Below are 20,758 nucleotides of genomic sequence, written 5' to 3'. Positions count from 1 at the left end.
ATGCTAAACGAAATCCAAATAAATGCACCTATAGCTACCTATCTGAATCCGACAAGACTCACTGATCTTCGTCGTATCAATTACATTTTTGGTGCGAATGGTACAGGTAAAACAACCATAAGCCGTGTTATTGCCCAACAGCAAGGGCACAATCATTGTCCATTAGTATGGCATGGTGGAACAGAGCTTGAACGGATGGTGTATAACCGGGATTTCGTCGATCGAAACTTTAATCAGGACGGCCCCCTGCAGGGTGTTTTTACCTTAGGTGAGAATCAGGTTGAAGCCGAAAAAGAAATCGCTCGTTTACAGCCTGAAATAACTAAGATAAATGATCAAATATCAAGTATAAATATCCAATTGGATGGTTCAGAAGAACAAATAGGCAAACGTAAAGAGCTTCAAGACCTCGAACCTGTACTGCGGGAAAAGTGTTGGAAGCAGAAACAACTTCATGACACCTACTTTCAGGCTGCATTTTCTGGCGTAAGAAATAATTCCGAAAATTTTAAAAGCCGCGTGTTAAGTGAGCACACATCAAATACGGCTGATTTGCTCACTCTGGAAGTTCTGAAACTCAGAGCACAAACTGTTTTTTCAAGAAACATTGAGCGTGCAACGGTACTTGGAAATATGCTAGCCGACGATCTTATCGCTATCGAGATAAATGCATTACTGCAAAAAGTGATTATCGGTAATCAAGATGTTGATATCGCAGCTCTCATAAACTATTTGGATAACAGCGACTGGGTAAAGCAAGGCCGTAAGTATCACGAACAGAATCCTGAGACATGTCCTTTCTGCCAACAGCCTACGGACGATAATATCTCTAACAATCTTGCGGCATTCTTTAGCGAAGCCTATGACAACGACATCCAATTGCTAAGAGAATTGCAAGCAGGCTACCAAATGGCTAGCGATCAACTGACAGCATCCATACAACGCAATGCGGACATTAATAACCCATTCCTGAATGTTGATCTATTTAATACAACAGCCTTGACTCTTGTTGAACGTCTGAAATCCAATCAAACTAAATTGACAAATAAGATCAATGAACCAAGTCGAAAAGTGGAAATGGAGTCAGTCCAACCTCTGATTTCCCAGCTGCAAAACTTAGTAATAGAAGCCAATGAAGCAACAACACGTCATAACCAAACCGTGGATAATATTGCCAATGAGAAGCAGACATTAACTTCACAAGTCTGGCGCTATGTATTAAATGAATTAGCAGATGACTTGCTTCTGTATCAGCAAAATAAAAACCGCTATACAAGCACCATTAATGGCATGGAGAAGTCGCTGACAGATAAAAATACTCAGATCAACAGTCTGAAAGATCAAATTAAAGAGTTAGAAAGGCAAACAACATCTATTCTACCAACTATTACAGCTATTAATGACCTGCTACTGAAATTCGGTTTTAATTCCTTCTCGGTCGGTCAAACCGATGAAGGTCGTCACTATCGAATAATCCGCGCGAATGGTGAAGATGCTAGTGGTTCACTGAGTGAAGGTGAAAAAACATTTATCACCTTTTTGTATTTTTACTATCTAATTAAAGGATCCCAATCCTCTTCAGGAATCACAGCGAATCGGGTGGTCGTTTTTGATGACCCAATATCTTCGTTAGATAGCGATATTCTTTACATTGTCAGTAGCCTTATTAAAGAGTTGATGGAAGAGGCGGCAAGCCAGAATTCAAATATAAAACAGATATTTATACTGACACATAATATCTATTTTCACAAAGAGATAAGTTTCAATAGAAGAAGGTCCTCTGATGGTGTACTCAGTGAGGAAAGTTTCTGGCTGGTAAAAAAATTACAAAATGGTTCGGTTGTTGAGCGCTGTGACAAAAATCCAATCCGATCAGCCTATGAACTGCTATGGGAAGATGTGAAATCAGAAAATATTTCCAGTATCAGCCTTCAAAATACATTACGCCGAATACTTGAAAACTACTTCACTATGTGGGGCGGAATGAGCAAAGACGAAATCTGCTCCTTATTCGAAGGGCGTGACAAGTTGATTTGTCAGTCTCTTTTTTCCTGGGTTAACGATGGTTCTCACTCGATTCATGACGATCTTTATATTAATCATGGTGAGCAAACTAATGAAGCGTATCTTCGTGTATTTCGCACCATTTTTAATAAAGCGGGTCAGCGTGGCCATTACAATATGATGACAGGTTCTGTCATCGAAGAACTGAATGTTCACTTTGGTGATCAATCGGTGGTTATTGGATCAAAATTGGAATCAGTAAAATGAGAATAACTAAAATATCACTGACGAACTTCCGCTCGTTTAAACACACTCAAACAATCGATATTGCACCAGTGACACTTTTATTTGGACCGAATAGTGTCGGTAAGAGCTCTGTGCTAATGGCACTCGCTTATGTGCAGCAAATTTTGAAACATGGCCATTGTAATCCCCAAAAGCTAGATTCCTTGGGTAATAAAACGATAGGTGGTTTTCGTGCACTTGTTTATGGCCAAGATCTAAAAAATACAATTAGAATTCGACTGGATTATTCGCCGGATAAAACGCCGTTTGTCTACTATGGTGCTAATGTCGACGAAATGACAAACCATGTTCAAAGCGTCAGCTATGTTTTGATGAATGACTTTGGTGGCAGTACCGAATCTGGAGCGGTGGAGTTTGAAATTGCATGGTCAGAGCGTTTTAAGCGGGCTTATGTAAAGAATTACCGCGTCTGGACTAACGATATCTACGTCGGTTGTATTAGTTCTTCTGAAGATCAAAGAAATAGCGTGATTCGAGAGATCAATACCCAACACCCTCTGCTCATACCCTACAATAATGATGATTGGCTTGAGAGGGAATATGGGGAAGTAGAACAAAGAGAACCTCTTGAGCTGGACGAATATCATACCGAATTTGAGCAGGTTCTGAATCATTTGAATCCTAATCCGGCGGCCACAGCTGCTATAGCGGATAAAGACAATTCAGGAGCTGACTTTGTTAATCGTATTGCTCCTGTTGCTTTGGCTTGTAGAAGTGGTGCGGTCCCTTTGCTTGGAGTCCCTGTTATGACCAATTTGGTTGGGCAGGATTTTGATGAGTTAGAGGAGCACTTTAACTTTCTGGTCGTACAGGAAGTGCTGAGTCAAGCTTTCGTCTTACCACTGGATAAGCTACTGGAATATTTGGATAAAAGCGTTCAGATTGGCCCACTTCGTCTGGTGCCGGATAACGATTATGTGCCGAATCCTCATCCCGAGCAAATTGACTGGGTAGATGGTTCAGCGGCATGGGATTTACTTTACAAAGACCCAAACAGTAGTGGTTCCATCGAAAAGCTCATCAGAAACACAAGTGACTGGTTTGCATCTAGCGACAAACTCAATGCAGGTTATGAGATCATCAACCAGTCGATCGCTGAGATAGCAAATATCGATAGCGATGATGAACATATGGGGTTGCTCAGAAAGAGGCATGTTTTCTTTAGAGAGCTACGTAGCAATATTCTGCTGTCAGCAAATCAGCTGGGCACGGGTATTTCTCAAGTTCTTCCTATAGTTGTTGCAGCAAATCATGATGACATTGCACTCATAAGCGTTGAGCAGCCGGAGCTACATGTCCATCCTCGCTTTCAAGTAGAGATTGCAGATGTCTTTCTCCAGACAAAAGATAAACACTCGTTTTTGATCGAGACGCACAGCGAACACTTGATTCTTCGGCTTCTAAAAAGAATAAGGCAGACCACAGATAATCAGCTACCTAATGATTCTAAGCCTGTGCATGGGGAAGATGTTTCAATTGTTTACCTGGAGCCTACAGAGAACGGTGTGGTGACGAAGCGAATTCGTGTGGATGAAGATGGCGAATTTGTTGAACGTTGGCCTCACGGCTTCTTTGTTGAACGTCGAGAGGAGCTTTTGTCATGATATACGAATATGCACTTGATCCTGTCGTTTTATCTACATGGGCGTCCAATGAGCGTGACTACGCCGAGTTTCTTAGGGAATACGGCTTGGGCACTCCTCGCATGATCAGTAGTTTCCCCAAGAAAAAAAAATCTAAACTTCGTAGCTACTTGCTCACGTTTTGTCCTGAGGTAAGCCAATCATTAGCTGCTCAGAGATATACCGAAATGGTTGTCAAACTCGTGGATTCATTAGTTATCCGGGAGATTCAGGAACCTGAGGTAGTTAATTGGCAGGAAAACGCTGTTATTGAGAATCACAGAATTCCTTTTGGCGTTATTTTGTCATCAATGGCGATTGCAGAGGATAATAACATAACTCCACATTCAATGTATTCGCATGACAGTATCTGGAATCATCCTGATCAGTTGGTTGTTTCCCGCACGAATGCAGGTCTCTTCTCTATCATCTCAAATTTAGTATCTCTTGCTGAAAGCAAAATTGTCATTATTGATCCTTACGGTTGGACAGCGGAGTCAGTGAGTTTTATCCGATTTATGCTTCAATCCATCCCTCGCAATCGAGTTAGTGGTAATTTTCCAGCAATAATTCTGTTTTACAAGGAAAAACGGGGTAGCGAGAATGGCGGTAGAGGAAGTCCTTCTGCTGATCACGTCAGGAATCAGATTCTAGAGGGATTAACAGGTGATTTGTCGAATCTACAGGTTCAGGTTTATGAGCTCAGGGAGAGAGGCGATGCTGACGTTTTTCATAACCGCTGCATCTTGACCGAGCATGGGGGGATCATTACTGGTCATGGTTTCGGAGTATCTGGTTCACAAGAGCATACAGATGATGCAGTATTAATGAGATTAACTATGTATCAGAAAAAGTGGGATCAATTTGTAGAGCGAAATGGTTACGAGGTAGTTTCTGAGGCCTAAAATGTATTAGTCACAACTTGATCTAACACATGGCCTTGAAGGGTTGAGAGTTACCGGTTTTGGTATGGGTGTCGATTTCATTTTTAAAGATCGAACAGCTTAAATGTGGAGTGCTTACATTCACCGTGAAAAAATTAAACACAATTCCAAGTAGCACTTCATATACAAACGTCTAAAACGCGTCGGGGCATTTATTGAATAAATATTCTCTACTAATTGGATCATTACCTTATTTCAGAACTATCAAACCCCAGAGCCATGTCGTAACAACTATTGTCATTAAGATACCAAGGGAAGATGCATGGCTGATTCAATAAAAGGACATAATAATATCGAATTTTAGAGTAACTATTTTTTCTTACCGTTTTATGCCGCAAATACAAATTTCTGGCTGATACACTAAAACCAAACCCCATAAACTTAGATTTAATTTTTTCTGAAATTGTAAGACTATTATTACCCTCGTAATAAATCGCCAACTCTGGTTCTACCCAACGGCTAACCTCAATATCAAATGCTCCAAGCGTTCCCAGCCAGCTTCCCTGCGTACCATCAAACATACGTTTATGAAAATAAAATCTGCTCATATTTTTAAGAAGTATTTTAACATCTAAATCCGAAACATCGCTGTTACACTGAAAAACCACAAAGGAACTAGGCTTATTTTCCAGCAACCAAACATCAACAAGCCTTTTATAGTAATCAGAAATGTTCTTTCGCTCTGTAAAGGACATTCGGAGATCTGCAGCGGGTAAAACAAGAGTACCATTTTTATTGAGGGAGGTTATCACCTGCACTGCTCTTTGCAGCATCTTAAACTCAAAAAGTATGCCTGCACGAATGAACAAAAGTGATAATTCTGAATCAGACTTCTTCACAAACTGGTCACGATGACGTGAGTATTTTCCACATAAAACAATACCCAGACTCACCAGCTCCCGATAAAAAAAGAGAGGAGCATCAGGATATTCCAGTGCATAGCAACATTCGGTAAGACGATATCTGATAAAACGCGGCATGGTAGATAATATCTTATCATTAAATAACTCTTCTGTTGCCTGAAAAAAGAACCCTCTGTCAACACCATTAAAATCAGCAATATTGCAAAGTAAAGCGACACTATAATTTCGGTTGTGTTCAACAAATTGCTCGAGAAGTTCTCTGTTATAAGGTGCATCACCATCAACACCTTTATTATTGTGCTCAACTGTATCCGAAAAATAGTTGCTATCAATAGACAAGTAGATTTCAAGAGCACCCAGCAAATAATGCTTTGCTATCTGAGCCTGTTTTCCGGTTATCCCTGCATTCTGAAGTATGCTGTTGATTCTGCCAAAAATACGGCCATACCACTCTTCTGCAACGGGGTCTGCGCATATGAGACTCATCATCACCTGGCTGAAGTGAAGACTGTCGATAGCATCAAAAGCGGCTTTCTGTACGGATGTTGTGGCTGGCATAAGTTAGTGTCAAAAAAAGTAAGTAGTAATTGCCAATTTTAGACACTATTCGACTTCATTACCATCCATCGTATACCAGCCAGTCGGCTCAGGTATTGAATAACGGAGAACCGTTATTCAACAAATAACTTACATCCATACAGTTCAATGAGATAGAAAGATGACCACCTACACCCAGACGGTAAAAATCCTGCGCATGCGAGCAGTTGCGGCCAAACTCGGCATCGCTCGTTCCACCATCTACGACTGGCTTAATGCCAAATCCCCACGTCACGATCCGGCGTTCCCGAAGCCTTATCCTCTCGGCAAGCAATCTGTTGGCTGGCTCGAATCCGAGCTGGATGAATGGGTTCTCCAGCGCAGAGCTGCATAGACCCCACCTCTCGTTTCGCAAGGCGAGGTGTTTTCACCGACGCCCCCATAATCCACCTCAACTATATGCCCTAATCCTGCGGGATAAGGGCATCAGTGGTGTTTCACGACATAAACTCAGGATAAGCAATATGACGTACAACCCAATTACGACTCTCTCGCAGCTGGTAAGCCAGTCAGAGGAATCGTCCTTTCCAATCACTGCCTTCCCGCAAGCCTTACAAGATGTTATTCGCTATCTTCAGGATGGCAGTAAGTATTCAGCCGTGTTAGCAGCCAGCACGGTATTAGCTGCCGTCTCAAACTGCTGCCAGTCACTGATTGAAGTTTTCAATAATAATCACGGCTCATCAGAGCCGACAGCGCTTTACTGTATGACACTTGGTGAATCGGGTTCAGGAAAAACAACCCTCAGCAAACTGGTGATGAAACCGTATGATGCATTGAAGGCTGAACTGGCGCAGGAATACCTGGAGAGACTGGCCACCTATGGACGTGATTTTGCCGTCTGGAAACCAGAATTGCAGGCTCTGGAAAGCAAACTCCGCACCGCAATCAAAAAGGATGACAATCCTGAGGAAATCCAGGCGAGGTTACAGCAACATATCGCTCGCAAACCCGTTCAACCGATTATGCCAATCCTTGTATACAACGATACCTCGCTTGCGGCTCTGCTTGATGGATTGAGCGTATATCCGAGCGCTTTTTTACGGTCTGAAGAAGGAAGTCGCTTTTTCGAGCATTGCAATATCGCTCAGCAGGCATTCTATAACGAGGCATGGGATGGAGGGGTTTATGATTATAAGCGCAGCAATCGCGAGCCCTGTAGTTTCAAACCAACACTGACGGTATCGCTCATGTTGCAGCCATCTCTTTTTCTCAGTTATATGAAAAAACATGGTGCTGAAGCATTAGACAGTGGTTTCTTATCTCGCTTCCTGTTTGCCTGCATTCCATCCAACAATCATTATCCTTCCGGAGATATGAGCTATCGTTACCGCCAAGATACATTTTCCCGTGATGAGGAGGCTTTACGCGCTTTTCATAACCGGATTACTGCATTGCTGGCAAAACAAAAAGAACTTATTTGGTCCGCGGAAGTAAAGAAGAAAACACTCAAACTCTCACCTGATGCGGTTGCATATTGGGAAGGTAAACACGATGAGTGGATTTCAAGAACAATGGCTGACTCGTCATGGTCATTCATTAAGCCGATGGTAATGAAAGCGAATGGGAATACTTTGCGCATCGCTGCATCGCTTCATTACTTCGTTAATCAGGATGATGAGACTATTTCTCTGGATTCTCTTCATCGAGCAGCGGCTATCATGGAATGGTATCTCAGTCATACTGCAGAGTGGTTTTATCAGTTCACTCCACACTACAAATTCCTGCAAGACGTACAGGAACTCACCCAATGGATCCGTCATAAATTCGCATCCAACAATGGTTTGCCGTTCAAAAAGAATGACGTTATTAAATATGGACCGAACAAGTTTCGCCGAAGTGATAAGCTGGAGCCACTTTTGAATTACATTATGAACACCGGTGAATTTATCTACATCCACAAATCTCCGCCGCATTCGGCGGTATATATCACCTGGCGTATGCCCAATGGGCACTATGCCCCTATTGCAGAACATAATGTACATCACTATTTACCTCCACAACAAGATACTGACCAGATTAGCTAGCAGTTCTCAATCGTACTGCTGACGCTGATTCTCATTGTTTCGCAATGATGCGTAATTGTTATCAATAACTCGTATTCAAGGGCTCGTGATCCTCTAGTATCAACGAGCCTTTTTCTTTTGAAAAAGTTTCCGGTGGTCAGTTTTAGCTCCGCTACAATCGCTACAGTAGCGAGTTGTAGCGGCATTTTGAAAGATATCCGCAGTGAAAACACACCAAATTGCTTAATTATCACCCATCACTGGCCAGGACATTTAAATCGCTACAGGCCTGCTACAACAGATTGCAACGTACGCATGTTAACATTTTGCTACGAATAAAACCGCTACAACGTGGCTACAGCCTCTTTCAAATCACAAACTATCAATGCCAGAAATAATCAGGACTGACTACAACCAAAATTACGCATCCCATCAGAACTGTCTTTGGTGGCGAGTTTCGTTAAATACGACAAACTGCGCTCCAACTGGCTGTAATAGTACTCAAAGTTTTTACCCTTCTTATCCAGCCTAAAATCCCCTTCCCTAACAAAATGCACCAGTGGGTAATACTTTTGATAGTCAGGCGTGATATTGAGACACAGCGTTCTCATCCAGGCTTCCATAATCATCAATGCCAGATTATGGATATACAGACCTTGTATGGGATAGTAGGTGCCCGCATTACAGTACACATCGTTATTCAGCATCAATGCCACATGATAATGCTTCTTCCCTTTTTCTTCACCAAACTCTCTCGACCAGGCATATCGAACATTACAGGAGCGAATACGTTTACCCTGGGAAGCTTTACGTTTCTGCGTATGCTCAATCTGAGATTTCAATGACTCAATAAACCGGGTTATCAATGTAGGGTCTGCCTTGTAATGCTCATAATTCTCATCAGGCAATCTTAGTATGATATTTAACACAAACGTTCTTGGGTATTCCTGTAAAGACTTATCAAGTGTTTCACGAATACGGTCCATATGATGCCGATTACTCACTCCAAAAGGACTGATGAATGTTTTCACGTTTAGCTCCTGATATTAATCATCTCAATACGATGGACTGGATATGTAATTTATCACTGCTATTTATATTTGCATTATTGTGATGGGGGTGTGGTAATACTAAATACAATACTTCTTTATTATTATAATACCAATCAGCCACATATATCCTTCTGCATGTTAAATTTTCAATAGAAGAAGGAAACATCTAAAAACGTCAATTCACTTACATAATATAGTCCGTATTTGGTCCGAAGTTAAATCATCTGAATAAACTAATAACAACCTGCATCAAAGCGATTTATTAATAATGCATCGATAAAAACATATCGCAAAAAATTTCATACCTATATCACTCAAACGAACCAGGACTGCTCTCTATTTCCGGACTGCATCTTGTTGATCTGCGACACCGATCGATACTCAAACCATGATAGCCACAAGCTATCGTTTTATGTTTATTGATCGTTTTAATGATAGATAATGACGATCAATTTCAGCAAACCGATCTGTATTAACGATTATCCCATCCCCTGCCAAATGCATACGATTGGATGGCCTCAGACAAAGCTCAAAGGCCATTTTTGTCTTATAAAACACTTAGTAAGGATTTTTATGTTGAAGATAACCTCTGTACTGCTCTTGAGTGCCATGCTGTTCAGCACTGCTTCGCACGCCATGGGCCGGGAACAGCAATGGGGTAGCTGGTTTGGCACTATCAATGTGATGGAGTTTGAACTTAACACCGAAAACAGCGCAGGCGAACGCATGACTCTGACCTGCCGAGACAATCAGCTGGTTGTGGGTTACAGCGCACCAGATAAAGCTCATGCAGAATCTCCCGACGAAGGACAAAAAACGGTGGGACTGAATATCAACGCAGTGCATTACCAGCCTGGCGAGGCGGCCTTTATGGCGCTTAAAAATACAAATGATGATGGTCGAATTGAAGTCACCCAGATGAACGAGCCTTTATCTCACCCCTTTAAAGCCGCTGGACTGCATGACGCATTACAGGACCTGACCTGGAAAGACTGCATTAGCCATTAATCTCCTCCCCCACTACAAACTCACCCGTATCGTTAACAATAATGAATAAGGATGTCTTTATGTCGACATTACTCTCACGCCTGGTTTTACTCCCGATCCTTTTGTTCCCGGCACTTAGCTTTGCCATCACTATCCAGGGGCATATTCACCCTGAGCGGTACACCTTCTTTCTTACGGAGAACGGCGGTGAAATGCTGCGTGATATGAACAATGAGGCAGTCAGCGTCAAACTCAACAATAGAGCCGGTTTCAACGCTGAGGCACAAAGCAAGGCTGCGGCGGCAAATATATCTCCCTTACTGTATGCCGCCTCACCGCTTGAAGAGAACTTTATCCGCTACGACGGAAAGCCTGTAAAAGTCCTGACCTGCCTCATCACCACCCGCAACATGCCGGGCCAGAACAAAAATTATGCATGGGAGGAAACCTACTGCCTGGATGAAACTGGTGCGGCCTACATTGGCACTAAAGGCTGGCCGTCTCGCACTATTTTCAGTAAGAGCTGTGCCGTGGGCGCTGCTGATTGCCCTGTTTACCTGAGCATGAACAACGACCCACAAACCCTGCGTAACGACACTGTTCAATATGTTCCTTACAACCGCGAGCGCGTGAATGGGCAGAAAGAACATAATCATGAGCCAAAACCAACGCCTGCAGAAACCGTTGCAGAGCAGGACGGTTATGTGGTGAGTTTTGTAAAAGCCAGCAACTGCGCAGACAACAAGCTCATTGTGAAGAACACAAGCTCGGGGAAAAGCGCGGTAATTGCAGGACTAAACGGGTGCACGTTTGATCCAAAGACCAATGCAGTCATCATCTTTACCCAAAATGAATACGTCGGCGTTTACAGTGGCCCCACTAACGCTTCTCAGGAAATAGCCTCCGCAGACCTTCCCTAATCACTCACCCTGTCCGGTATAGGCTTCCTGCGATGCCGGACGTTTTATGGACTTACCAATGAAAAACGCAAAATCGCCAGGCGATGCCGTGCCAGAAGAGCAACCGCAGGATCTGACCTGGCCCGTTGTTTTCAGTGTCGCCGGACTCACGCTGCTGCGAAGCAAATCGGTTGTATGCCAGACGCTCGGCGCAACCCTGACGACGCTGAGCCTGATAAGGCTTATAAAAAAACTCGCCACCCTTGCCTAAAAAGTTCGTTGTCAGGCAAGCGGTCTATACCTGCGTCTAAAACTCACTCGCTCAGGAAATATCGACGCTGGCTGCAACGCACCGCTATCAACGGACTCTCCGTCGTTGCAGAGGACAGACTCAATGATGACATTTTTATGTTATCCGTCTCCAGCAAAGTCTACCGGAGCTTGCCGCTGCCCATCAGGAGGTTCGTTAAGCGTGAATGGTGTCTTCGATGTCTGCATTACGGAAAGCCCATGATTCTGAGGCGATTGCAGCATCTTCGGACCCACAGAGACAATTCGTCTGCGTTACCTGACGATAAAGCCGCAGAACAGCACGAACAAACCCCGCACCAGCACTGAATACTTTCCCTCAATCCAGAACCACTCTTCGGAGTGGTTTTTTTATGCCCAATTCAAAGGAGATACCCATGCGATTAGCCAGCCGCTTTGGCCGTATAAACCAGATACGCCGTGACCGGCCTCTGACCCACGAAGAGCTGATGAGTCATGTCCCCAGCGTGTTCGGGAGTGACAAGCATGAATCTCGTTCAGACCGTTATACCTACATCCCTACCATCACCATCCTCGAAAGCCTGCAGCGTGAAGGCTTTGAGCCGTTCTTTGCCTGCCAGACGAAGGTTCGGGACCAGAGCAAGCGGGAGCTCACCAAACACATGCTTCGCCTGCGTCGTGCCGGACAACTGACCGGGCATCAGGTGCCGGAAATCATTCTCCTCAACAGCCATGACGGCTCATCAAGCTACCAGATGCTGCCGGGGCTGTTTCGTGGCGTTTGTACTAACGGTCTGGTCTGCGGCCAGTCATTCGGAGAAGTGCGCGTACCGCATAAAGGCAATGTCGTCGAGAAGGTGATTGAAGGGGCTTACGAAGTGCTCGGGGTCTTTGACCGGGTGGAGGAGAAGCGCGATGCAATGCAGTCGCTGGAGCTACCAGCCCCGGCCCGTCACACGCTGGCAAATGCCGCGTTGGAATATCGCTTTGGTGAGGACCACCAGCCGGTCACGGTATCGCAGTTGCTGACCCCACGTCGCCGGGAGGACTACAGCGATGACCTGTGGACCGTCTACCAGCGCATGCAGGAGAACCTGATGAAAGGAGGTCTGTCGGGGCGAACCGCTCAGGGGAAAAGCAGTCGCACCCGTGCTGTTACCGGCATTGATGGTGATGTGAAGCTCAATCGCGCCCTGTGGGTTATGGCAGAAAACATGCTCGCGTTTTTCGGGCGTTAAACAACAGTTCCGGCATAAGGAGATAGTTTGATGGATACACAAAACCTTCAGTTCACTGAGCAAACAGCAACCACGGCCTCAGTGGTCCCTGACGAGTTACACATCGGCTTCTGGCCGCAGCACTTTGGCTCCATCCCACAATGGATAACCCTTGAACCTCGTATTTTCGCCTGGATGGACCGGCTGTGTGTAGATTATCACGGCGGTATTTGGCGCTTTTCGACGCTCAGCAACGGCGGCGCTTTTATGGCTCCCGAGTCAGCGCAAAATGAGAAGGGGGCATTGTTCAACAGCATGAACGGCAACGGCGCGGAACTTACTGGCGAAGCGGCAGGGATCGTCGCCTGCCTGATGACATACAGCCACCATGCCTGTCGTACGGAATGTGACGCGATGACTGAGCACTATTATCGCTTACGTGACTTTGCGCTGAACCATCCAGAGCGCAGCGCCATTATGTATCTAATCGACTGAGGAATCCCTGACATGAATACTGCATTATCCCCGGTGTCAGCACAGCCCGAACTCTTTCCGCTGACGGTTATGAGCCAGCATGGTTGCCTGCTTCCCGCGACATCCGGATTGACACCTTATGCCCAACGGACCATTCGCCGCGCTATCAATCTGCTGGATAAATTTCTGCGCCAGCCCGGTATAGCCTTTACCTCAAGCACTGCTGCCCGTGACTGGCTTCGGTTACAACTGGCAGGACAAGAACGGGAAATGTTTATGGTGCTCTATCTCGATAACCAACACCGTTTACTGGAGAGCGAAACGCTATTTGCCGGTTCGGTTAACCATGTCCAGGTCCATCCTCGTGAGATAGTGAAGTCAGCGCTTCGATTCAATGCGGCAGCTGTTGTATTGGCGCATAACCACCCATCCGGCGATCCGGAGCCCAGCCAATGCGACCGCAACATTACGGGCAGGCTTAAAGAAGTGTTAGCACTAATTGATGTGAAAACGCTCGATCATCTGGTTGTCGGCCAGGATGGTATTGTGTCGTTTGCGGAGCGAGGGTGGATATGAAAATCATCAGTAAACGCCAGGCAATGGCCTTGTACCGACAGCATCCAGGCTCCCGGCTGTTTCGCTTCTGTACCGGCAAATATAAATGGTCTGGCAGTATCTGCCATTATGCTGGCCGGGAAGTTCAGGACATACGTGGCGTTCTGGCCGTGTTTGCTGAACGTCGTCAGGACCGCAATGGTCCCTATGTGATTCTTCGTAGCGTCACTCTCAATTAATCCTTCCCTTTTATCAGGAAAAATAATGAACAATCATTCAGAATCCGGTACCAAGCCGGAGAGTCCCGCCTGCCAGCTGTGGGGACTCAAACGTGCTATTACCCCCTGTTTTGGGGCTCGTCTGGTACAGGAAGGCAACCGGGTGCATTTTCTCGCTGACCGCACCGGGTTTAACGGTGCTTTCAGTGACAACGATGCATTGCGCCTCGACCAGGCCTTTCCGTTGATACTCAAACAACTGGAGTTGATGCTGATTAGCAGCGAGCTCAATCCCCGCTATCAGCACTGCGTCACGCTTTACCACAACGGACTCACCTGCGAAGCCGACACACTCGGCTCCTGTGGCTATGTCTACATTACTATCTATCCTGAGCAGACTGAGCCGCAGTAAATCCCCGCTTATTCCCTGAACATCACAGAGTAAACATCATGCAAACCTTATCATCACACCCGACACGGGCGACTCAGCCCAATCTGTCACCCGTTGAAACCTGGCAACGGCTGCTGACTCATCTGTTATCGCAGCACTATGGCCTCACGCTGAATGACACACCGTTCAGTAATGAAACCACCATCCGTGAACATATAGATGCCGGAGTATCGCTCAGCGATGCGGTGAACTTTCTTGTCGAAAAATACGGGCTTGTCCGTATCGACCGAAAGGGATTTTCGTGGCAAGAACAAACCCCGTATATTTCCGTAGTGGATATTCTGCGAGCAAGGCGCTCTACCGGCTTGCTAAAAACTAATGTGAAATAAACGCTTAAATACAGAGCAGACTGAAGGAAAGCAAAATGCTAATCTCACAGACGAAGAGACTCCCGCTGTAACCTCCCCTCCCCCGAAAAAACCTGACATTTTCTTTTAGGACCAACAATGGGACCAAAATGAAAATTGAACTGAAGGTTATCAGCTATTAAACAACAAGTTACACAACCAATTCAGACTCCGCCAGCCCAAAATTCTCCATCGGTGATTACCAGAGTCATCCGATGAAGTCCTAAGAGCCCGCACGGCGCAAGCCCAGCGGGCTTTTTTGTGTCTGTCGTTGTCCGAGGGCAACCAGCTTAATCCAGAGAAATTGAGGCAGCTCTCGCGTTTAGGAAAAGGGCTCGTCGTGCCCTCGATTGCAATTTCTGTTTACGAAATTTATACCGCTGAGGATAAGATCTCAGAATCGGAGCGGCAAATAGCGATAAACGCCGCAGGCTGCGCAATAGTGGGATTGATGTGTGGGCCAGATTCATCTGTTTGTGTACTTATTGGTGGTTTTGTCAGCGGTGCTCTTGCAGTATGGGAGATGGGGAGTGTGTGGAATTGATTATGCAACAGGTTAATTCAATATCTCTGGTAAAGGGTCAGGAAGCGACAGATTTATCCCAGGCGCAGCCTAACGTAGTGATCAATGGCAATAGCACAGACATTATTGTACCAGGGCAAATACTGGAAACAGCTGTTCAGGTTAATGATCATCGCTATATCTTTTTTTAACGGATGACATTATTTTCGAGGAGTCACTGACAATTGCTCTTATCGATGTTAAGGATGGCGTTAAAGAAATCGTCCGTTTGGGTAACGAGTATTCGATGGGGAGTTTTGAAGTATTATCCGTTACAGTAGCTAGTATCAATTTCAGATTCATTGGTAATTTTCTCTCGACAGTGAACAACGTCGACTCCCCGCGCTTAAGGCTTCCTTTTGGTTCAGACCCCAAGGTGTAAAACGAGAGGCTGGCCTGAAAAAATACATGACGATTTCAGCCACTCCTGCGCCAGAGAAAGTTCGTTGATGCGACTTTCTGCAAAGCGCAACGTCAGTACGTTAACATTGTAAAGGCAACGACAAGACCTCTTATTATGTAGCTCGTAAAGCTACATTCTCCTGGAGGTGCCAGTATCTATTCACACGCTCAATTTATCCAGGCATAAGTCTGGAAAAACTCAGTAAATCAACATCCTTAACAGAATCTACAGTTCCGAAATTACGCCACCCGCGTATACTGCATTCACGCCACCGAAAAACACCTGAACGCAAAAGGATTCGCACCCATGACAGCGTCCTCAAACCGCATAGCAAGCCAGGCTATCGTGGCTCTCACGTTATTGCTCAGCGGCTGCGTTTACCATGATTATCCCTCCCCTCGTATTGAGGGCACATTGAATAACGCAGGAAGACCGCTGCCCCGGGTAACCGTTTCGTTAGTGGAATTCGACCGACACATTGCCACGACACAAACGGATAATAACGGGTATTTTTCTTTCGTACCGCAGGGAGACTGGCATGTTTTTATACCCGTCGGACCGCAAGATCGCCTGAGTAGCTGGACACTGACAACAATCGACCCTCAGGGACAAAAACGCGATATTTACACCTCCCAACGCTTTGGCGGGCCTTTTTCAGGCTATTCCAGGAGCGACAGCGTGAAACTGTTCTGCGAACTCTCCCCAACAAGCGGGGAGAGTCAAAATATATTTTGCGAAGCTCAGTGAGTTAATTAACTTTACTCATGGCCAAAAGCCACCAGTAATATGTATATACACGCCCCAGGTACACGGCATTGAACCTGAAAGTAATTAATTCCTCTGCGTAACTAAATACGCTTCACGGTATAACGCCAAAATAACATTACAGTTTTTTCCTAAAGCCACGCCGCTTCGTCTGTGCCATGCTGAATCACGCTCATAACCGATAACGTTAAATGAGGATATTATGAAAAAAACAATTATTGCATTATCTGCCGTTCTGCTGGCTTCCCCAGTATTTGCTGCGACCACACATGCAACTGACGATACCGTCGCTGCGGCGAAGGCAAACGCCAACGACGCGAAGCAAAAACTGCACGAAGAGCAGAATAAAGGCGAAGAGCTGAAGCTGAAACAGAAGCATGCTGCAGAGGGTAAAACCGAAAACTTAGGCAGCAAGGTCAGCGAAGATTCCCAGAAAGCCTGGCATAAAACCAAAGAAGGTACCGAGAAAGGGTGGGATGCCACCAAAGAAGGTGCTGAGAAAGGCTGGAATAAAACCAAAGAAGGTGCCAGCGAGCTGGAAAAGAAAGTCACTGAGTAATCCCTTCGAAAGGCCGCAGACGCGGCCTTTTTTATTCCCTCCTGCCCTGCTTCCTGCAGACTAAACTTGTCTCAGGGGGACTCCATCATGAACAGCGAACACACCGCACCTGAAACCCAGGGCGTTACCGTTGAATTACTCTCCGTCGTCGATCTGGGTCCGGAAATAGCGGGCATGGCCGGGCGCCAGCTTCGCATGCGCAGAGTCACTCTCGCTCCCGGCGCGGTCTTTGGTCCGGTGCATAATCATATCGACAGGCCCGGCACTGTGTTTATCCTTGAAGGTACCATCACCGATCATCGTCACGGTATTGCGACTGATTACGGTCCCGGTGTCGGCTGGCCGGAAGATCACAACACGGTCCACTGGCTGGAAAACCGGGGTCCGGTAACCGCCGTCGAGATCTCGGTGGATATTATTAAGACGTCCTGACGCCTAAAAGCCGAATAGATCCCCGGGGTTGCGCGTTAACGCCTTGCCACCCCTAAAGAGATCCTGAGATGTTGCGACGCCTGGTTATTCTGTTCGTGTTGCTCTGTCCGCTGGCGCAGGCCGCCCTGCAGAGCTATACCATTGATACTGAAAACACCGCCATACGGTTATCCTGGCACGCCTTCGGGGGGATCCTCTCCTGGGCCAGATTCAGTGGCGTCACGGGTTCCGTAACGCTTAACCCGGATAAGGATATCGATGACCATATTCATGTCACCCTTCCCGTGGCCACCCTGGTTGCCTCAAACAGCCTGCTCACCTGGCAACTGAAAAGCGACATGTTTTTTGAATCTGAACGTTATCCTGTTATCGAATTTATCAGCTCACGCGTGGTCGCTCAGGGTTCAGGAACGTTCAGGGTGTTCGGAACATTGACCGTACGCGACATTGCCCGCCCGGTCATTCTGGACGCCGTCGTGAAAGATCCGCACGCGCCGGTCCTCACGCTGGATGCGACGACGACCATTTCGCGCGCGGCCTACGGCATGGATAAATTTGCGCTGGTCGTTGATGACAGGATTGCCATCACCATTGCGATTCAGGCTAACGGCATCCCGTCATCCTGAAATCAGGCTTTGCAGCTGCTCTGCACTGCCCCGCAACTGTGGGAGCGGGTTGCGGCCGATCAACACAAACTGATATCCCGCTTTCTGCCACCACACCAGGTTCATGTCGTGCCGCTGTTCCTGTTGAGCGGCTGTCGTTGTCTGCTCTGTCGGGGAGATACACAGCGCCATCGGGCCGTAGTCGGCATTTATCCAGGCTATTTGCGCAATAGAGGTGGTTTCATAGCGCAGCATGCGGACCATTTTAAGCTCTGCTCCATGCAGGATAAGCTGTGACGCCTGAAGTTGCAGGCCGATATCCTGCGCTGCCCGTTCCAGCCCACGCTGCAGAACATGCGGCGCACTGTCCATATCCAGCAATGTCTCGACGCTGTAAAGCGACATGTATTGCGCTTCGAGGTCACGAATATGGGCGTTTTCATCAGAAGGTGCGAAAGCGGGTCGCAACCCATATCCCACGCCGGAACCGACCACCAGGAAACTGACCGACGCGGCAATGAGTGCGCGCCGGCTTACGCCAGCCAGGCTAGCGGGCTTCGGATCGGGCAGTTCCGCCAGCCGGGCCTGCATCTTCTCCAGAGGAGCATCATCCAGCATAGCGGCAAACGCGCCGGGGTAATCCGCATTGCTTTTCATTAACTCGGCGGTCCGCCCGGAGAGGCGCTCGTCACGTCTCAACTCTTCTTCAAATTTTTGCGCGTCGGCATGACACATCTCGCCATCTATCCATGCCACGATAGCCTCATCGTTATAGGGCGCTGTAAAACGGTGCGCGTTCAAGAGCGTTTCTCCTTAACCGGGGGCAAGGCATCGGCAGACGCTGCCAGCGTTGCCCGTGCCGTCGCCAGTCGGCTCATTACGGTACCGATCGGCACCGCCAGGGTGTTCGCGGCTTCCTGATAGGTAAAGCCTTCGACATACACCAAAAAAACCGTGTTGCGCTGGGCTTCCGGGAGCGCGTTGACGCGCTGCATCACCTTCAGGTAATGCAGGTGCGTCTCATCCTGTTCACGGGTATCCGGTGCCAGAAGCTCGTCGCTGGCGACAAACCCCTGCCCCTGACGAACATGGCGTGCCCGAAGCTCAGAGATCCAGATGGAGTGCAATATCGCAAACAGCCACCTGTCGATACGCGTACCGGGCATGTACTGACTGCTTTTTTCAAGCGCGCGGACGCAGGTGGACTGAACCAGCTCTTCGGCGACATCCCTGTTTCGCGACAACACCAGCCCATAACGCCAGAGACGTGAGAGGTGTGCGGCTAACTGTTGGCGAACCTCACGGGTAGCGATGTGTTTTCCCTCCACGAGAAAATCAGGATTCCGGATGTCCGTTAATGGCAGCCTGCAGGTCACGGTACTCTTCACAGGACTGGCCGCAAATACCGGCAATCACTTTCAGTTGCTCTTTGGCCAGATCCGGACGTCCCTTGACCATCCACGCCTCGCCCAGATATTCACGGGCTTTGGCATAATCCGGGGCGATAGCCAGCGCACGCTGATAGTAACCGATACCTTCATCCGTACGACCCAGTTTGCGGGTGGCATACCCGCGATAGTTCCATGCTTCAGCCGTGTTGTTATTTTTTAGCGAATCAAGAAGGTTCAGCGCCGCCTGGTACTCGCCTTTTTTAGCAAGGTGATAGGCATAGTTGGTTTTGTCCTGATCGCTAAGGCTGCTGCTCTTATCGGGCACACATTTCTGAGTTGCACTGTCATACACCTGTCCGGACGGACAGTCGGGAGTTTTGCTCTCGGTACTATTATCGCCCATCGCCAGCGCGAGAGGAGACAACAGGGAAAAAATCAGCACCGGGATCAAACGCACAGAGGTGGTGTTCATAAAAGGCTCCAGGGTGAATGGGAATGACGTCAGTAAACGCGTGAGCGATGCATTTTATTCATTCCCGGGCCCCTCTTTTTTTCTCAGAATCATGTTGACGTCGTATCCCCATTAAATGTTGACCGGGATATTTTATCTTTACTCCCTGTTAGTTATTATTTTTCTCTCAGTAGCAGAATCCCGGCACCGCACAAGAATATATTTTTAATTAATTGCCAACATAATATATGTTATATCAAAAACGTTACCCTAACTTAAACGCACATTAAGCTGGCATAAACAATAGCGTTTAACGCCATCCTATATAAAGTCCCCTGCTAAATATTTATTCATGCCAAATGATAAAACACCGCAATTCACAAACAAATAAAAATACAATAAATACAACAAGTTATATTTTTTAAATTATAATAGCCAGCTATGAATTAATGCCCCCTTCAACGCTTCACACAGTGTTTACAGATGCTTAATTTGCACATTCAGACTTTTCTGGCTATATCATTTTTATATCGTCAAAACCAATACCTCTATTAATTACAGGGTTTTATACAACACAAAAATACAAATAAACGACATTCTCTCTCATGAGTAATTAGATTCGCTCTGATGTTGCCACTCTGGATTATGGCGGGCATCGTTCGCTCTAAAAAAATAACGGTGAGTGCTGCGTAAATAACAGCAACTCCGCCGGGGGCGTGCTTTACCTTCCGCAGAGATGGCGCATCTTGCACGCCGTTCACGACAACTCTGCTGGAGT

23 protein-coding genes are annotated in these 20,758 nt (G+C 46.6%); 18 read left to right on the top strand and 5 right to left on the bottom strand.

Features of this window, described 5'->3' with window-relative positions:
- Genes L466_RS15630 through L466_RS15635 form a run of 3 tightly spaced genes read left to right on the top strand, consistent with a single transcriptional unit; the run spans position 1 to position 4,837 of the window.
- Positions 1-2,271 (top strand): AAA family ATPase, encoded by a 2,271-nt coding sequence (locus L466_RS15630; protein WP_032680461.1) that lies wholly within the window; start codon positions 1-3, stop codon positions 2,269-2,271.
- Positions 2,268-3,914: an AAA family ATPase gene (locus tag L466_RS0122345; protein ID WP_032680460.1), complete on the top strand. Its 1,647-nt coding sequence runs from the start codon at positions 2,268-2,270 to the stop codon at positions 3,912-3,914. The genes L466_RS15630 and L466_RS0122345 overlap by 4 nt, the downstream gene beginning before the upstream one ends.
- Entirely contained in the window at positions 3,911-4,837 is a 927-nt protein-coding gene (locus L466_RS15635) for a hypothetical protein (protein ID WP_032680458.1), read from the top strand. Before L466_RS0122345 ends, L466_RS15635 begins: the two co-directional genes overlap by 4 nt.
- Positions 4,838-5,061: 224 nt before the next feature.
- Here L466_RS15635 and L466_RS15640 read toward each other — a convergent pair whose 3' ends face one another.
- Entirely contained in the window at positions 5,062-6,297 is a 1,236-nt protein-coding gene (locus L466_RS15640; RefSeq protein ID WP_032680457.1) for a hypothetical protein, read from the bottom strand.
- 160 nt (positions 6,298-6,457) lie between these two features.
- Here L466_RS15640 and L466_RS15645 point away from each other — a divergent pair, with 160 nt between their 5' ends.
- Together L466_RS15645 and L466_RS15650 are read left to right on the top strand one after the other, a co-directional pair.
- A complete protein-coding gene (locus tag L466_RS15645; RefSeq protein WP_021539885.1) occupies positions 6,458-6,670 on the top strand; it encodes a helix-turn-helix transcriptional regulator in 213 nt (70 codons plus the stop codon).
- Positions 6,671-6,800: 130 nt separating this feature from the next.
- Positions 6,801-8,363, top strand: a complete 1,563-nt coding sequence (locus tag L466_RS15650; RefSeq protein ID WP_032680455.1) for a YfjI family protein — start codon at positions 6,801-6,803, stop codon at positions 8,361-8,363.
- Positions 8,364-8,740: 377 nt separating this feature from the next.
- Here the strand turns inward: L466_RS15650 and L466_RS15655 are convergent, their stop codons facing one another.
- The gene (locus L466_RS15655; protein WP_050594864.1) at positions 8,741-9,373 is read right to left on the bottom strand and encodes an inovirus Gp2 family protein; all 633 of its coding nucleotides are present in this window, start codon (positions 9,371-9,373) and stop codon (positions 8,741-8,743) included.
- Between the two features lie 594 nt (positions 9,374-9,967).
- On the opposite strand from L466_RS15655, the gene L466_RS15660 reads away from it, so the two are divergent.
- The 13 genes from L466_RS15660 (at position 9,968) to L466_RS15710 (ending at position 18,159) form a co-directional block, all read left to right on the top strand.
- Positions 9,968-10,402, top strand: coding sequence for a hypothetical protein (locus L466_RS15660; protein WP_032680453.1), 435 nt, complete (start codon positions 9,968-9,970; stop codon positions 10,400-10,402).
- A 59-nt stretch (positions 10,403-10,461) separates the two neighbouring features.
- Positions 10,462-11,301, top strand: a complete 840-nt coding sequence (locus L466_RS15665; protein WP_032680452.1) for a hypothetical protein — start codon at positions 10,462-10,464, stop codon at positions 11,299-11,301.
- Positions 11,302-11,359: 58 nt separating this feature from the next.
- A complete protein-coding gene (locus L466_RS15670) occupies positions 11,360-11,551 on the top strand; it encodes a hypothetical protein (protein WP_032680450.1) in 192 nt (63 codons plus the stop codon).
- Between the two features lie 415 nt (positions 11,552-11,966).
- The gene (locus L466_RS15675; protein WP_032680448.1) at positions 11,967-12,788 is read left to right on the top strand and encodes a DUF932 domain-containing protein; all 822 of its coding nucleotides are present in this window, start codon (positions 11,967-11,969) and stop codon (positions 12,786-12,788) included.
- Positions 12,789-12,818: 30 nt separating this feature from the next.
- Positions 12,819-13,262, top strand: a complete 444-nt coding sequence (locus L466_RS15680; protein ID WP_032680447.1) for an antirestriction protein — start codon at positions 12,819-12,821, stop codon at positions 13,260-13,262.
- A gap of 12 nt (positions 13,263-13,274) precedes the next feature.
- On the top strand, positions 13,275-13,817 hold the full coding sequence (gene radC / locus L466_RS15685) for a RadC family protein (protein WP_032680446.1): 543 nt from the start codon (positions 13,275-13,277) through the stop codon (positions 13,815-13,817).
- Positions 13,814-14,035, top strand: a complete 222-nt coding sequence (locus L466_RS15690; RefSeq protein WP_032680445.1) for a DUF987 domain-containing protein — start codon at positions 13,814-13,816, stop codon at positions 14,033-14,035. The genes radC and L466_RS15690 overlap by 4 nt, the downstream gene beginning before the upstream one ends.
- Before the next feature lie 25 nt (positions 14,036-14,060).
- The gene (locus L466_RS15695) at positions 14,061-14,426 is read left to right on the top strand and encodes a type IV toxin-antitoxin system YeeU family antitoxin (protein ID WP_032680444.1); all 366 of its coding nucleotides are present in this window, start codon (positions 14,061-14,063) and stop codon (positions 14,424-14,426) included.
- A gap of 38 nt (positions 14,427-14,464) precedes the next feature.
- Entirely contained in the window at positions 14,465-14,794 is a 330-nt protein-coding gene (locus L466_RS22985) for a TA system toxin CbtA family protein (protein WP_071993098.1), read from the top strand.
- Between the two features lie 564 nt (positions 14,795-15,358).
- The gene (locus tag L466_RS23915; protein WP_237770636.1) at positions 15,359-15,526 is read left to right on the top strand and encodes a hypothetical protein; all 168 of its coding nucleotides are present in this window, start codon (positions 15,359-15,361) and stop codon (positions 15,524-15,526) included.
- 1,218 nt (positions 15,527-16,744) lie between these two features.
- The gene (locus L466_RS15700; RefSeq protein WP_014171277.1) at positions 16,745-17,101 is read left to right on the top strand and encodes a hypothetical protein; all 357 of its coding nucleotides are present in this window, start codon (positions 16,745-16,747) and stop codon (positions 17,099-17,101) included.
- An 87-nt stretch (positions 17,102-17,188) separates the two neighbouring features.
- On the top strand, positions 17,189-17,533 hold the full coding sequence (locus L466_RS15705; protein WP_032680443.1) for a cupin domain-containing protein: 345 nt from the start codon (positions 17,189-17,191) through the stop codon (positions 17,531-17,533).
- A gap of 68 nt (positions 17,534-17,601) precedes the next feature.
- On the top strand, positions 17,602-18,159 hold the full coding sequence (locus L466_RS15710; RefSeq protein ID WP_032680442.1) for a YceI family protein: 558 nt from the start codon (positions 17,602-17,604) through the stop codon (positions 18,157-18,159).
- Here L466_RS15710 and L466_RS15715 read toward each other — a convergent pair.
- Genes L466_RS15715 through L466_RS15725 form a run of 3 tightly spaced genes read right to left on the bottom strand, consistent with a single transcriptional unit; the run spans position 18,151 to position 20,001 of the window.
- Positions 18,151-18,939: an anti-sigma factor family protein gene (locus tag L466_RS15715; protein WP_032680441.1), complete on the bottom strand. Its 789-nt coding sequence runs from the start codon at positions 18,937-18,939 to the stop codon at positions 18,151-18,153. The two genes, L466_RS15710 and L466_RS15715, sit on opposite strands and share 9 nt — an antisense overlap.
- Positions 18,936-19,466, bottom strand: coding sequence for a sigma-70 family RNA polymerase sigma factor (locus tag L466_RS15720; RefSeq protein WP_080346980.1), 531 nt, complete (start codon positions 19,464-19,466; stop codon positions 18,936-18,938). The genes L466_RS15715 and L466_RS15720 overlap by 4 nt, the downstream gene beginning before the upstream one ends.
- 7 nt (positions 19,467-19,473) lie before the next feature.
- Positions 19,474-20,001, bottom strand: a complete 528-nt coding sequence (locus tag L466_RS15725) for a tetratricopeptide repeat protein (RefSeq protein WP_032678808.1) — start codon at positions 19,999-20,001, stop codon at positions 19,474-19,476.
- Positions 20,002-20,758 lie beyond the last annotated feature (757 nt).

This window comes from Enterobacter sp. BIDMC 30 (assembly GCF_000534355.1).
In the GTDB taxonomy this organism is placed as follows: domain Bacteria; phylum Pseudomonadota; class Gammaproteobacteria; order Enterobacterales; family Enterobacteriaceae; genus Enterobacter; species Enterobacter ludwigii.
This window is presented reverse-complemented; position numbering and strand designations above follow the sequence as displayed.